We start from the raw sequence: 13,062 nt of genomic DNA, 5'->3' as shown, positions 1-13,062 counted from the left end.
GTAAAGCTTAGAAGCGGTGACGCATGCCAACCGTTGCCGAAACCTGGTTGCCGTTCGACGACATACCCACGCCGTTGATCACGGCGCCGACCGGCAGGCCGTCCTGGTCGGTCATGTGCTGGTATTCGCCTTGCAGGTACACGTCGGTACGCTTCGACAGCGCGTACGCCGTTTGCAGGCTGAACTGGTGGAACTTCGGCTTTTCGCCTTCGATGCGGCTGTCCGTGTACGTGTAAGCACCCGCGACCGACAGAGCCGGCGTCAGGTTGTAGCGGCCATTCACTTCGTAGTTCGTGAAGCGCATGCTGTCGCCGTTCAGCGCGATGTTGCCGGCGCCTTGCGAACCGACGTTCGTCAGCTGCGTCGCGTTGTCCAGCATCGTCTGCGTGAACACGAAGCCGACCGTTGCCGGGCCGAACGCGTAGTTGATGCCGCCGCCGAAGATGCGCTGACGGCTGGCGACGAACGGCGTGTTGTCGGTCGTGACCGCGCCGTTCACGTTGTTCGCGGCCGAGCCGACGTTGTTCAGTTGCATGTACGCAGCAGCGACGTTCAACGGGCCGTAGTTGTACGACGCGCCGACGCTGTAAGCACGGTTGTCGGCGAAACCGCCGGCTTCGTTCGAGAAGCCGTACATCGCGCCCATCTTGAAGCCAGCGTAGTTCGCGCTCGTGTACTTGACCGAGTTGTTGACGCGGAACGTGTTGTCGAGGTTGTCGTTGTCGAACGGGTGGGCGAACTGCGTGCCGCCGTATTGCGTGCCCGTCAGAGCCAGAGGCCCGAGGAAGTCGACCACGGAGTCATATTGACGGCCGAGGGTCACGGCGCCGAACTGATTGCTCGACAGACCAACATACGCCTGACGGCCAAACTCGCGACCACCCTGGCCGTTCGTGCCGTTCATGATGTTGAAGCCGTTCTCCAACGTGAAGATCGCCTTCAGGCCGCCACCGAGGTCTTCCGAACCACGCAGGCCCCAACGGCTGCCGTTGACGGAACCGCTCGTCGCCTTCCAGTTGCTGTGGCCTTGCTGGTTGTTCGTGTAGGTGATGCCCGCATCGATCAGGCCATACAGCGTGACGCTGCTTTGCGCATGGGCGGCGGTGGCAAAAACGCCCGACAGGGCGGCGACGACGAGAGTCTTTTTCATCTTTGTAACTCCGAGAGCAGATAGGGCCGGGGACCCAGGCTTTGAGGAAACCTCGCTCCGGCGCGCTGCGAGAGGCGCGGGCGGAGGAGCAACGCGTCGGGGTGCGACACATTTGTTTCCGGACCAGACGAAGTGTAAAGACGGTGTTACAGAGAGGGAGCTTCCAATTTCCGCAATAAACCATTGTTGATGTGGCAATGATCTGTGCGTCGCATATTTTTGTTTATATACAAGGATTTATCGGCGAATAAAGACGTAATGCAAAAGTGTCAACCAAATTGCGTTGCGCATGTGCGACATCATTTGCGCATAAAAACAATGGGAGTCGTCCTAGAAATCGATTGTTGAGATATTTGAAACAGAAGTTTGCGTCTTTTGCAGGTAATTAATGCGGGCCGTATCGCTATACTGTGACTTCTGCTTTCCGAAGCAGACTTTTTCGTTGACGGAAAAAGATCTCCAAACTTTGTCAGCGCGACTTCCCGGTCGCGCTTTTTTTTTGCGCAGTGCGTTAATGGGTTTTGAGCATCGTCGTCCGGCCCTCTGCCGCGTAGGGCGTGGCGTCCGTCGGCGATTGCCATGTTGCGGGGGGGCGACGTCGAGCATTGAAACATTGCCTGTCGTGGGCGTGATCGACCCGCGCTGCGACTCACTTGCACAATTGCGCGAATCGATTGAGTTGGATCGTCGTTGGTGCCCGCGCATTACATTCAAGTTGCGACCTGGTTTCGATGTTGCTTTAGACCGGAGGATTGGGCAAGGTGAGCGAAAAATTACGATTTGAGCAATTGTGGCCGGAGCGAAAAATTCCGCATTGCATTAAAAAAACAGCCGTAAAATTTATTGTGGATGATTTTGCTGGCGTCGCGTCTGCATCGCGAATGTCTTCATTAATTTCCTTTTGAAATTATCCGGCGATGCGGTGACGATTTTTAAAGTAGGTTTATTAAAACGCGATTTATGGGTCAAGAGCGGATAATCAAAAGACCGCGAAGTGCCTTGATCACTTCGTCGGCGCGGAGGACGGCCAGCGCCACGCCGCGCGGCAGTGGGCCATTGTCGGCCCGTCGAGGCGTACTGGCGCATTGCGAGACCGGCGTCGGGACGAGACCGTCCATCGAAAGCGCGAAATTGGATTTCTGATAATCAGGGAATGTTATTACGGGTTATCCGCTATTGCGACATATTGAACTCAGCAGCGACTTAATGCGATATTGTCGGAACTCTTGCCGAATATCAGCATTAACGGCACTGACGTCAGCCAATCGAACGCGGCAAAAATCCCGAAACCCCCTCGACACACTGACCACGTTGCTGAAAACCCGTCGTCCCATGCTGCGTTAGAATGGGCAACCCAGCATTCGCTCCATCCACGCGCACCTCGCGCCGTCCACGATGCATCCCGATCCGTCCGCAAGCTTTCCCTTCCCCTCCGAACCCATCGCGTTCGTCGACCTCGAAACAACCGGCGGCACATTCGGCGTCGACCGAATCACCGAGATCGGCGTCGTGGAAGTCGGGCCGTCGGGCGTGTCGACGTGGACATCGCTCGTCAACCCGCAACGGCCGATTCCATCCTTCGTCCAGCAGTTGACCGGCATCACCGATGCGATGGTGCGCGACGCCCCGACATTCGAACAACTCGCGTCCGGCCTGCTCGAACGCATGAATGGCCGGCTGTTCATCGCGCACAACGCGCGCTTCGACCACGGTTTTCTCAAGGACGAATTCAGGCGCACGGGTCTTCGCTTCGCACCCGACGTGCTCTGCACGGTGCAACTTTCGCGCGCGGTTTATCCCGCCGAAAGCCGTCACGGTCTCGACGCACTCGTCGCGCGCCACGCGCTCGTGCCGTCGGCGCGGCATCGCGCGCTGGCCGACGCCGATTTGCTCTGGCAGTTCTGGCAACACCTGCATCGCGCGCATGCACCGGATGTCCTGCGCGCCCATCTCGAACGCGTGACGCGCCGATTCCAGCTCGCCGCGCACATCGACGAAGACACGATCGAACAGATCGTTTCGGGCTGCGGCGTCTATATGTTTTACGGCGAAGACGACGCACCGCTCTATACCGGCCGAAGCGTGCGTTTGCGTCAGCGCGTGCGCTCGCATCTCGTCGGGCCGCGGCGCTCGGCGAAGGACCTGCGCCTTGCCGCGCTCGTGCGCCGTCTCGAATGGAAGGCGACGGGCGGCGAAATCGGTGCGTTGCTGGCCGAAGCGCAATGGATTGCGAGCGCGCGTCCGGCGCACAATCGCGCGCCGAAGTCGCGTTCTTCCGGCGATGTTCGCGGTGCGCCGTGGCCTTATTCGGGCGCAATCGCGATCGAGGAGCGCGACGAGGCGTCGGGGCAACGCGCATGGCATGTCATCGACAACTGGTGCTATCTCGGCACGGCCAGCGCGCTCGCGCAAGCCGGCGCGCTGTGCGCGAGCGCCGATGCGCCCGCGTTCGAGTTGTCGACCTACCGCATTCTGAACGAGCGTCTCGCGCGTGGGCTCGTCGTGACGCCGCTCGTCACCGCAACGCTGGTATCGGCGATCTGACCGGCCGTCACCCGACCGCGCCCACGCCTCCCGATGCGCAGACGTGCGAAAGCGCGCGCATGAGCGGCGCGTTCATCGACGAGTTGTAGCGTGTCAAATGCTTCCATCGCGCGACGCTCTCGGCGAGCCGCACCGGACAGTCATCGGCGTGTCGAATCGGCTCGACATGCGCGAGCGCAGATATGAGCGACTGCGTCAGCCGATCGAGCTTCGGACGCGTTTCGTGGGCGAGATCGGGCGGCGCTTCTTCGGGCGCGGCCTTCAGCGCGCGCCAGTTGGCGAAAAGTGTGTTTTGCACATCCTTGCTGGCTTCGATCTGATCGCGGAAAAACTGGCGCGCGAATTCGGGATCGACTTGAGCGGCGTCCGCCTTTTTCACTACCTGTTTGAGCAACGCCTCTTCGCGCGGCGCGTCGGTGATCGGCTCGTGATGCGCCCACTTCCAGCGCGCGACCGGCTCCGCGAGCGCGAGCCGTTGCGAAACGAGGGCGATAATGTTGGTGAAAGGCGTGTCGTCGCCGTCGGCGTGCACGGATGCGGGCGCGGCGAGCGCGAGCGCACAGGCGAAAGCGGCGGAGGCGAGGAGGGAAGACGTAGATCGGCGGCGCATCGGTATCCGGGCAAAAGCGCCAGAATAGCGCACCGCTCTCAAACGGGAACGACGACAGCCAACTGACGAAAGAGGATTCGACGAGGCGAGCCGTGTCGCACGACCCGCCGCGGGGCAGTCATGAACGAGGGGCGCGACGCGTCCTGGCGTGAGCCCTATGCGGACCGGACGGTCCGAGTGCGCCGCGCACGGCGGGCGTCGATCTCACGACGACGGCGTGATCCAGCGTCCGCCTACTTCGACTGCGCCAAGTTGCGCTGTTCGTCGAAGAACGCGCGCACATGCTCGGGCAGCTCGGTCGCGAGAAACTCGACGCCAACCGGCTCCGGATCCGGACAGAACACCTTGTCGGGCGTCGGGATTTTCGTCGGCTTTGCGTCCATGATTTCTCTCCTGAATGACTACAACAATTGCGCCAGCACAGCCGATGCGGCTATTGCACCGCCGCATGCGGCTGAAATGCCAATACCGTTCCTTCTATAGATGCGTTATCGGATCGCGACCGGGTCTGCTTGAGCCCGAATAGTGCGTTTCTCTGCGTAACGCATGATCGTTCGTGTTTGGACCGGCAATCGATTCGGTAATCGATTGCCGGTCCGCGAATTCGATGCTGCAAAAAATACGCAATCCTGAAGTTCGACAGGGTTCCAGCGAGCCACGCCCAGCATGGCTTCGGGGAGAGACGAACATCACGTGCTTAAACTGTAGCCTTTCCTCTATGGATATAACGATACCGGGAAACCAGCGTTGACGCTTGATGGTGCAGAGCGGAAAATGGCTTGTTGTTGTACGAAAGCGCACATATAAGACGAATCAGGTGCGTGGCGGTGCGATTCGCGAGATCGTTTGGGAAGATTTTCGATTGAAGTCGCAATCCTGCGCACGCCGGCGGCGATCGTTGCGAAAGCGCGAAACGTTGCGTCGTTCTCGGAAAGCAGGGCGCAGATAGCAAAAAACCCGCGACACTTGCGTGATCGCGGGTTTCTTAATACTGCTTGAATCTTGTTGGTGCCGGAAAGAGGAATCGAACCCCCGACCTTCGCATTACGAATGCGCTGCTCTACCGTCTGAGCTATTCCGGCTCCATTGTTGCGTCCATTTAGTTCGTCAGCAACGAAGAAGTGAGATTATGCAGAGCCTTTCTGATCTTGGCAATACCTAAGATCAATTTTTCTTTTCAAGGTGGTAGCGGGTCACGCGATCGACCTCGCTCTTCGAGCCGAGGAACACGGCCACGCGCTGATGCAGGCTCGTCGGAACGATATCGAGGATGCGCTCTTCGCCGTTGGTCGCGGCGCCGCCGGCCTGCTCGACGATGAACGACATCGGGTTCGCCTCGTACATCAGGCGCAGCTTGCCGGGCTTCGACGGATCGCGCTTGTCGGCCGGATACATGAAGATGCCGCCGCGATTCAGGATGCGATGCACGTCCGCGACCATCGATGCGATCCAGCGCATGTTGAAGTCTTCTTTCCGCGCGCCGTCCTTGCCAGCGTTCAACTCGCCGATATAGCGCTGAACCGGCTCATACCAGTGACGGATGTTGGACGCGTTGATCGCGTATTCGCGCGTTTCGTCGGGGATCGTCATGTCGCGCTGAGTGAGCACCCACGAGCCGAGTTCGCGATCGAGCGTGAAGCAATTCACGCCGTGACCGGTCGTCAGCACAAGCACGGTTTGCGGGCCGTACACCGCATAACCCGCGGCGACCTGCTGCGATCCCGGCTGCATGAACGCCTGTTCGCTCGGCTCGACGCCGTCCGGGCAACGCAGCACCGAAAAGATCGTGCCGATCGACACGTTCACGTCGATGTTCGACGAGCCGTCGAGCGGATCGAACGTCAGCAGGTAATTGCCCTTCGGGTAGCGATTGGGAATCGGGAAGATTTTTTCCATTTCCTCCGATGCCATCGCGGCCAGGTTGCCGCCCCATTCGTTGGCTTCGAGCAGGATTTCGTTGGAGAGAACGTCGAGCTTCTTCTGCACTTCGCCCTGGACGTTCTCGCTGCCCGCCGAGCCGAGCGCCTCGCCCAGCGCGCCCTTGCTCACGTGATAGCTGATCTGCTTGCATGCACGCGCGACGACTTCGATCAAAAGGCGCAGGTCGGCAGGAAGGTTCTGATGTTCACGCTGCTGCTCGATCAGGTATTTCGAGAGCGTGGTACGGCTGGAAATGGAGGACATGCTTAAGCTCCGTGAGCGTTAGACGAATATTCACGATTCTAACCGCTCGACCCGGTCGCTCCATGTGACAGCGACCGCCGGCATCCGCCATAAGCGAGAACGGCCGACGCGCGATAACGCCGCGCATCGGCCGCTCAAGAGGAAAAACCTCCGACGAAACAGCGGTTAAGCCGCGAGCGCCTTCTCGACCACTTCGCGAACGTCGCGCGATTTCGCCTTCGACGCAACGTCGCTCAACGCCGCGTGCATCTTCTCGCGCAACTGCGGCGTGAAGCGGCGCCACAGTTCGAGCCCGCGCGCGAGCCGTGCCGCGACCTGCGGGTTGAGCGCGTCGAGCGCGATCACCTGTTCGGCCCAGAACGCATAACCGGAGCCGTCGGCGGCGTGGAATTGCGCCGGGTTGCCGCTGCAGAAACTGAAGATCAGCGAGCGCGCGCGGTTTGGATTCTTGATGTTGAACGCCTGATGCTGCGTCAGCTTGCGCACGATCTCGATCACCTTGCGGTCCGGCCCGCCGCGCTGGGTCGCCTGAAGTGCGAACCACTTGTCGATGACGAGCGCCTCGTTCTCGAAGCGGCGATAGAAATCCGCCAGCGCCGCGTCTGCCGCGGTCGCATCCGCGCCCTTGGTCGCGCTCGCGAGCAAGAGCGATGCGAGCGCCGCCGAGCGGTCGGTCATGTTGTCGGCGGCGTCGTATTGCGCCTGCGCGAGCTTGACGGCGTCGCGCGGATCGTCGAGCTGGCTCAGATAGGCGAGGGACAAATTCTTCAGTCCGCGCTTGCCCGCATCTTCCGGCGTCGGACGATACTCGCCCGGCGTGCGGTTCGCTTCATAGGTCGCGAGCCATTTGTCGCGCAATTGCGACGCGAGACGGCGGCTCATGAAGACGCGCGCCGCGTGCACGGCGGCCGGGTCGGACACGGTCATCTGCTCGGCGAGATAGCTCTCCGACGGCAGCATCAGCGCGAGTTCGCGGAAGGCGGGCGTGAGCGTGGTGTCGTCGAGCACGCGGGCGAACGCGGCGATCACCTGATCGTCGATGGCGAGCGCTTCGCCCTTGGCCGCGCGCCCGGCAAGCGCCAGCAACTCGCGCGTGGCGAGGCGCTGGCCGGCTTCCCAGCGGTTGAACGGATCGCTGTCGTGCGCGAGCAGGAACGCGAGTTCATCGTTCGAATAGTCGTATTCGACGATCACCGGCGCGGAGAAATTGCGCAGCAGCGACGGCAGCGGCGCTTCGTTCACGTCGACGAAAGTGAACGACTGCTCGCGCTCCGTGAATTCGAGCACGCGCGTCGTGCCGTTCGGCTCCTTCTCGCCTTCCAGACGCAGCGGCAAATCCGCGCCGTTCTGGCCGATCAAACCGACCGAGAACGGAATCAGGAGCGGTCCCTTCTGCGTCTCGCGCGCCGCTTCGGACGCGTCGCCGTAACTCTGCGCGAGCGTCAGCGTGTAGCGCTTGTTGGCGGCGTCGTAACTCGCGCGCACCGACACGCGCGGCGTGCCCGCCTGGCTGTACCATCGCTCGAACTGCGCGAGATCGCGATGATTCGCGTCGGCGAGCGCGTGGCGGAAATCGTCGCAAGTCACGGCCTGGCCGTCGAAACGCTTGAAATAGAGATCCATGCCGCGCCGGAAGCCGTCGCGGCCGAAGAGCGTCTGATACATCCGCACGACTTCCGAGCCTTTCTCATAGACGGTCATCGTGTAGAAGTTGTTGATCTCGACGTAGCTCTCCGGGCGCACCGGATGCGCCATCGGGCCGGCGTCCTCGGCGAACTGCATTTGACGCAGCACGCGCACGTCCTCGATGCGCTTGGTCGCACGCGCGGCGGCGCTCGCCGCGCCATCGACGTCGCCCGCGGCCATGTCGGCGGAAAATTCCTGATCGCGGAACACCGTCAGACCTTCCTTCAGGCTCAACTGGAACCAGTCGCGGCAGGTTACGCGGTTGCCGGTCCAGTTATGGAAGTACTCGTGGCCGACCACGGCCTCGATGTTGGAGAAGTCCGTGTCCGTCGCGGTTTCCGGATTCGCGAGCACGTACTTCGTGTTGAAGATGTTGAGGCCTTTGTTTTCCATCGCGCCCATGTTGAAGTCGCTCACGGCGACGATCATGAAGCGGTCCAGATCCAGTTCCAGCCCGAAGCGCTTTTCGTCCCAGCGGATCGAGTTGATGAGCGAATCCATCGCGTGGCGGGTCTTGTCGAGATCGTGCGGCTCGACCCAGACCTGCAGCAGCTTCTCCTTGCCCGAACCGGACGCGATGCGCTCCTCGATGCACACGAGCTTGCCCGCGACGAGCGCGAACAGATAACTCGGCTTCTTGAACGGGTCTTCCCATTTCGCGAAGTGTCGGCCATCGGGGAGATCGCCTTCCTCGATCAGATTGCCGTTCGACAGCAGCACCGGACAGGCGGCTTTGTCGGCGCGCAGCGTGACGACGAAGGTGGCCATCACGTCGGGGCGATCGAGAAAGTAGGTGATGCGCCGAAAGCCCTCGGCTTCGCACTGCGTGAAGAAGTTGCCGCTGGAGACATAAAGTCCGGAGAGCGTCGTGTTCTCAGCCGGATTGCAGATGCTCTCGATGCTAAGCTCGAAGGCATCCGCGGGAAGATTGCCGATGGACAGTCCGTTTTCATGTACGCGGACATCCGCGTGCTGGGCGCCGTCGATCGCCGCGCTCACGAATTCGAGCTGTTCGCCCATCAAATCGACGCGCGACGCGTCGCCCTGGGCGTCGGGGTTGCGGCGCAGCTTCATCGTGTTCTTCACGACCGTGCGCGAAGGCGCGAGGTCGAATTCGAGCGCCACGGAATCGATCAGGAAGGCAGGCGGCGTGTAGTCCTGGCGGCGAATCACAGCGGATGCGGTCGTGGTAGACATGGCAAGATCTTCATGTTTGGATTGAACGGCGCCGGCGTCTCACGCGTGCGCTTCGAGCGCACCAACGCGTGCGCGCCTGGTCGAATCATTGTACAAGCCGTCCGGGGATCGTGAATCGGGCGGCGCCACGCGTCGTGGAACCCACAATAAGGACGCCGCCATGCAACGCACGGCGGCGCTGTCTATAACGGAGAAGGGTGCGGAACGAAGTGAGGACGACCATGAATTTCCCGATCAAAGCGCTCGCCGGATGGGCGCTGATGCTGGCGGCGTTATGGCTCGCCGGCTGCACGACCTACGTGCAGACGCAAGTCACCGCGTTCTCCGACTGGAGCGGCAGCGACGCGACCCGCACCTACGCGTTCACGCGCAAGAGCGAGCAGCAGAACAGCATCGAGCAGACGACTTATGAGACGCTCATCGCCATCGAACTTTCGAAGTACAACTTTCGCCAGGTGCCCGAGGCGAGCGCGAATTATCAGATCGCGATCGCCTATTCGATTCGCGGCGATACCGTGACCGTGCGTCAGCCGGTCTACTACGATCCGTGGCCGATGTACGGGCCTTGGGGAGCCGGTCCGTACTGGGGCGGACCGTGGGGCGGCTGGGGACCGTACGGTCCGTGGGGCGCGACGGGATATGTCGACCAGACCTATCCGGTCTACATCCACGCGCTGCAGATTCGCATGAACGATCGCAAGACCGGTCGCGAGACATACAAGGTGACGGCGGTCAACTCGACGGGCGATCCGTCGCTTTATCAGGCGATGCCTTATCTCGTGCGCAGCGCGCTCGCGGACTTTCCGCTCGGCAACGGAACGGTGCGCACGGTGACGCTGCCGGTGGACAAGAACGGCGGCATGTCGAACGAAACGGCGGCGTCGGCCGGATCGAATGAGCGCACCGTGGCGCCTGTGCCTGCGGCCAAAGCCGTCGATTGATCGAAAGCGATGCGGCTGCGACAAGCCGTCGCATCGTCGTCAAAATGACTTCGGAAATTTTTTCCGCTACACACCGTGAGCGATTCTGTTCACGGTGTCGGGGAAAATTTCGAATATGCACGCGAGCCTTGACCAAACAAGGGAATCGTCGTCGCGACACCGGGCCGCAATATATGCAGGTTTAGCGAATTAGCGATATATTTCCGGCATGACAAAATCGTGTCCGCCCGATCCTAAAGCCGTTCCTAAAGCCGTTCCCCAACCCACTACCTGGGATGCGCGGCTCGCACGCCGTCTCGTCACGCCGCTCGTCGGCACTCCGGTAACGCCCAATCACCTGACCACGTTGCGCCTCGCCATCGGCCTGGCCGGGGCCTATTATTTGTCGCTCGGTCAGTTCTGGATGTGCACGCTCGGCGCGTTGCTGATCGCGCTGTCGAATCTCGTCGATCACACTGACGGCGAACTCGCGCGCATCAGCGGGCAGTCGAGCAAGATCGGCCATTTCTACGACCTCGCGGCCGACGCGCTCGTCACGGTGCTCCTTTTCCTCGGCATCGGGTTTTACGTGGCCGTGCATCACCCGTCGATGATCGTGCCCGCGCAATGGCTCGGCGGCATTGCGGGCGTGGCGGTCGCACTGATTTTTTTCCTGCGCATGCGCGTCGAGTCGATGATCGGCAAGACCGGCACGAAGCAGGCGTCGATGGCCGGATTCGAAACGGAAGACGTGCTGTATCTGTTGCCGGTGGTCACTGTCCTGAATGGCATGACGCCGTTTCTGATTGCCGCGGCGATCGGCGCGCCGCTCTTCGCCATTTACGTGGCGGTGGACTATCAGCGCGTCACCGCCCAGTTGAAACGCCGCGCGCAGGCCACCCATGCAAAAGACGACAAAGACTTCCAGGCGGTGAGATGAGCGATACGGCAACTCCAGACAACACACTGACTCAACCGGCGCAGGCTTCGACAGCCGCGCGCCCCTCGAAGCGCGATATCGATTCGACGATGTCCGCGCGCCTCGCCGCGCTGCAAACACCGAAGCTGCGCGACGAGTACGGTCAGCAAGGCTCGTTTCTGTACATCGACGACTTCCTGCCGCGCGATTACACCGAGCGCCTGATCGCCGCCGTGCGCGACGTGATGCCCTCCGTGAACCGCAACTATCTGCCGGGTCACAAGGCGGGCGGAAGCGTCAGTCGTCACACGCTCGACAAGCTCGCGCCGTTCATCGCGGAGCTGTATCGCTCGGAAGCGCTCATCAAGTGGCTGGAGACGATCACCGGCGACAAGCTGCAACTTTCGCCGCAAGACGATCCGCACGCCTACGCGTTTTACTTCTACACGAAGCCCGGCGATCACATTGGCTGGCATTACGACACGTCGTATTACGATGGCCGCCGCTATACGCTCTTGCTCGGCGTGATCGACGATTCGTCCTGCAAGCTCGACTACGAACTGCACACGAAGTCGCCCGGGATTCCCGAGCAAGCGGGCTCGGTGCAATATCCGCCCGGCGCGTTCGTGCTGTTCGACGGCGACAAGCTGCGCCATCGCGTCACGCCGCTCGGCGAAAACGAGATGCGCGTGTCGCTCACGTTCGAGTACGTGACGAACCCCAACATGCGTCCGTTCCAGCGCTTCATTTCGAACATGAAGGACTCGATCGCCTATTTCGGGTTCAAGCAGGTTTTTCGCCGCAAAGGCGGCAAGAACGGGCAGGCATGAGCCGCGCAGGCACATTTCTGCTGTCGGTCGGCGTGGTGCTGTTCATCGCGCTGCTCGGCTGGCAAGGCTTTGGCTCGGTCGCATCGACGCTGGCCGCGGCCGGCTGGGGCCTGGTCGCGGTCGCGGCCTTTCACTTCGCGCCGCTTTTCATCGATGCCGGCGCGATCAGCGTGCTGTTCTCCCGCAAAGAGCGCGACGTTTCCCTGCGCGACGCGTTGCTCGCGCGCTGGGCCGGCGAATCGGTGAATAGTCTGATGCCCGCGGGCCAGATCGGCGGGCCGATGCTGATGGTCCGCTATCTCGCGCAGCGCGGCATGCGCGCGCGCGACGCGGCCGCGGTCATCACCGTCAGCACGACGATGCAGACCGTCGCGCAACTAATTTTCGCGCTGATCGGCGTTGTGCTCCTGACCGGCTATGCGGCGGGCGGCTCGTCATCGACCGTGACGATCGCCGTGCTCGTGGTGATCGGCGTGATCGGTCTCATGATCTTCGGTTTCTATCTTGCGCAGCGGCGCGGCCTGTTCGGCCGCGCGATGCGTTTCGCGTCGGGCATCGCCGCGAAATTTTCGGCGAAGCGCGACTGGTCGTCGCTCGTCACGCGCGCCGAAGCCGTCGATGCCGCCGTCCACGAGATGTATCGCGAGCGCGGCAAGGTGGCGTCGAGCTTCGGGTTGAGTTTCATCGGCTGGATCGTCGGCACGGGCGAAGTGTGGTTCTTGCTGCAACTGCTCGGCCATCCGGTCGGCTGGGCGGAAGCGTTGCTGCTCGAAAGCCTCGGCCAGGCGATCCGCGGGGCGGCCTTCGCTATTCCCGGCTCGCTCGGCGTGCAGGAAGGGGGTTATCTGCTGCTCGCGCGTATCGTCGGCTTGCCGCCCGAGGCGGCGCTCGCGCTGTCGCTCGCCAAGCGCGCGCGCGAGTTGCTGCTCGGCGTGCCGGGCATTGTCTATCTGCATTTCGTTGAAAAAGGCTGGCAGCGCCGCCGTCTCGCGCGCGTGCCGGATATCGACTGACCCACCCAC

General features: G+C 61.7%; 10 protein-coding genes and 1 tRNA gene. 5 read left to right on the top strand and 6 right to left on the bottom strand.

All coding sequences use genetic code 11. The features are described from left to right. Positions 1-7 precede the first annotated feature (7 nt). Positions 8-1,150 carry a porin gene (locus AWB82_RS12365; protein WP_086967427.1) on the bottom strand — a complete coding sequence of 381 codons (1,143 nt, stop codon included), beginning with the start codon at positions 1,148-1,150 and terminating at the stop codon, positions 8-10. Between the two features lie 1,395 nt (positions 1,151-2,545). Here AWB82_RS12365 and AWB82_RS12360 point away from each other — a divergent pair. Next, the gene (locus tag AWB82_RS12360) at positions 2,546-3,694 is read left to right on the top strand and encodes an exonuclease domain-containing protein (RefSeq protein WP_086967426.1); all 1,149 of its coding nucleotides are present in this window, start codon (positions 2,546-2,548) and stop codon (positions 3,692-3,694) included. 7 nt (positions 3,695-3,701) lie between these two features. On the opposite strand, the gene AWB82_RS12355 is transcribed toward AWB82_RS12360, so the two are convergent. From AWB82_RS12355 to pepN, 5 genes are all read right to left on the bottom strand, one after another. Further along, positions 3,702-4,304 carry a chorismate mutase gene (locus AWB82_RS12355; RefSeq protein ID WP_086967425.1) on the bottom strand — a complete coding sequence of 201 codons (603 nt, stop codon included), beginning with the start codon at positions 4,302-4,304 and terminating at the stop codon, positions 3,702-3,704. 233 nt (positions 4,305-4,537) lie between these two features. Continuing rightward, positions 4,538-4,687, bottom strand: a complete 150-nt coding sequence (locus tag AWB82_RS37935) for a hypothetical protein (protein ID WP_200818088.1) — start codon at positions 4,685-4,687, stop codon at positions 4,538-4,540. A gap of 623 nt (positions 4,688-5,310) precedes the next feature. Continuing rightward, positions 5,311-5,386: transfer RNA gene (locus AWB82_RS12350), tRNA-Thr, on the bottom strand. Between the two features lie 82 nt (positions 5,387-5,468). Next, positions 5,469-6,488 (bottom strand): class 1 fructose-bisphosphatase, encoded by a 1,020-nt coding sequence (locus AWB82_RS12345; protein WP_086967424.1) that lies wholly within the window; start codon positions 6,486-6,488, stop codon positions 5,469-5,471. 165 nt (positions 6,489-6,653) lie between these two features. Then, positions 6,654-9,371 carry an aminopeptidase N gene (gene pepN, locus AWB82_RS12340; RefSeq protein WP_086967423.1) on the bottom strand — a complete coding sequence of 906 codons (2,718 nt, stop codon included), beginning with the start codon at positions 9,369-9,371 and terminating at the stop codon, positions 6,654-6,656. Between the two features lie 221 nt (positions 9,372-9,592). Here pepN and AWB82_RS12335 point away from each other — a divergent pair, with 221 nt between their 5' ends. The 4 genes from AWB82_RS12335 (at position 9,593) to AWB82_RS12320 (ending at position 13,053) form a co-directional block, all read left to right on the top strand. Next, a complete protein-coding gene (locus tag AWB82_RS12335) occupies positions 9,593-10,312 on the top strand; it encodes a DUF4136 domain-containing protein (protein ID WP_086967422.1) in 720 nt (239 codons plus the stop codon). Positions 10,313-10,520: 208 nt separating this feature from the next. Beyond that, complete coding sequence (locus tag AWB82_RS12330) at positions 10,521-11,231, top strand: CDP-alcohol phosphatidyltransferase family protein (RefSeq protein WP_086967421.1); 711 nt, start codon at positions 10,521-10,523, stop codon at positions 11,229-11,231. Continuing rightward, positions 11,228-12,040: a HalD/BesD family halogenase gene (locus AWB82_RS12325; protein ID WP_086967420.1), complete on the top strand. Its 813-nt coding sequence runs from the start codon at positions 11,228-11,230 to the stop codon at positions 12,038-12,040. Before AWB82_RS12330 ends, AWB82_RS12325 begins: the two co-directional genes overlap by 4 nt. Continuing rightward, positions 12,037-13,053 (top strand): flippase-like domain-containing protein, encoded by a 1,017-nt coding sequence (locus AWB82_RS12320; RefSeq protein ID WP_086967419.1) that lies wholly within the window; start codon positions 12,037-12,039, stop codon positions 13,051-13,053. The genes AWB82_RS12325 and AWB82_RS12320 overlap by 4 nt, the downstream gene beginning before the upstream one ends. The last annotated feature ends 9 nt before the right edge of the window (positions 13,054-13,062 follow it).

Origin of the sequence: Caballeronia glebae, from assembly GCF_001545035.1 — a bacterium.
GTDB lineage: Bacteria > Pseudomonadota > Gammaproteobacteria > Burkholderiales > Burkholderiaceae > Caballeronia > Caballeronia glebae.
Note: the sequence above shows the minus strand (reverse complement) of the source record. Positions and strands in the feature narration are given on the sequence as shown.

Excerpts from the sequence above, each read along its gene's own strand:
- AWB82_RS12355 (WP_086967425.1), bottom strand. The coding sequence starts at position 4,304 with ATGCGCCGCCGATCTACGTCTTCCCTCCTCGCCTCCGCCGCTTTCGCC.
- AWB82_RS12325 (WP_086967420.1), top strand. The coding sequence starts at position 11,228 with ATGAGCGATACGGCAACTCCAGACAACACACTGACTCAACCGGCGCAG.
- AWB82_RS12360 (WP_086967426.1), top strand. The coding sequence starts at position 2,546 with ATGCATCCCGATCCGTCCGCAAGCTTTCCCTTCCCCTCCGAACCCATC.
- AWB82_RS12330 (WP_086967421.1), top strand. The coding sequence starts at position 10,521 with ATGACAAAATCGTGTCCGCCCGATCCTAAAGCCGTTCCTAAAGCCGTT.
- AWB82_RS12345 (WP_086967424.1), bottom strand. The coding sequence starts at position 6,488 with ATGTCCTCCATTTCCAGCCGTACCACGCTCTCGAAATACCTGATCGAG.
- AWB82_RS37935 (WP_200818088.1), bottom strand. The coding sequence starts at position 4,687 with ATGGACGCAAAGCCGACGAAAATCCCGACGCCCGACAAGGTGTTCTGT.
- AWB82_RS12320 (WP_086967419.1), top strand. The coding sequence starts at position 12,037 with ATGAGCCGCGCAGGCACATTTCTGCTGTCGGTCGGCGTGGTGCTGTTC.
- AWB82_RS12365 (WP_086967427.1), bottom strand. The coding sequence starts at position 1,150 with ATGAAAAAGACTCTCGTCGTCGCCGCCCTGTCGGGCGTTTTTGCCACC.
- pepN (WP_086967423.1), bottom strand. The coding sequence starts at position 9,371 with ATGTCTACCACGACCGCATCCGCTGTGATTCGCCGCCAGGACTACACG.
- AWB82_RS12335 (WP_086967422.1), top strand. The coding sequence starts at position 9,593 with ATGAATTTCCCGATCAAAGCGCTCGCCGGATGGGCGCTGATGCTGGCG.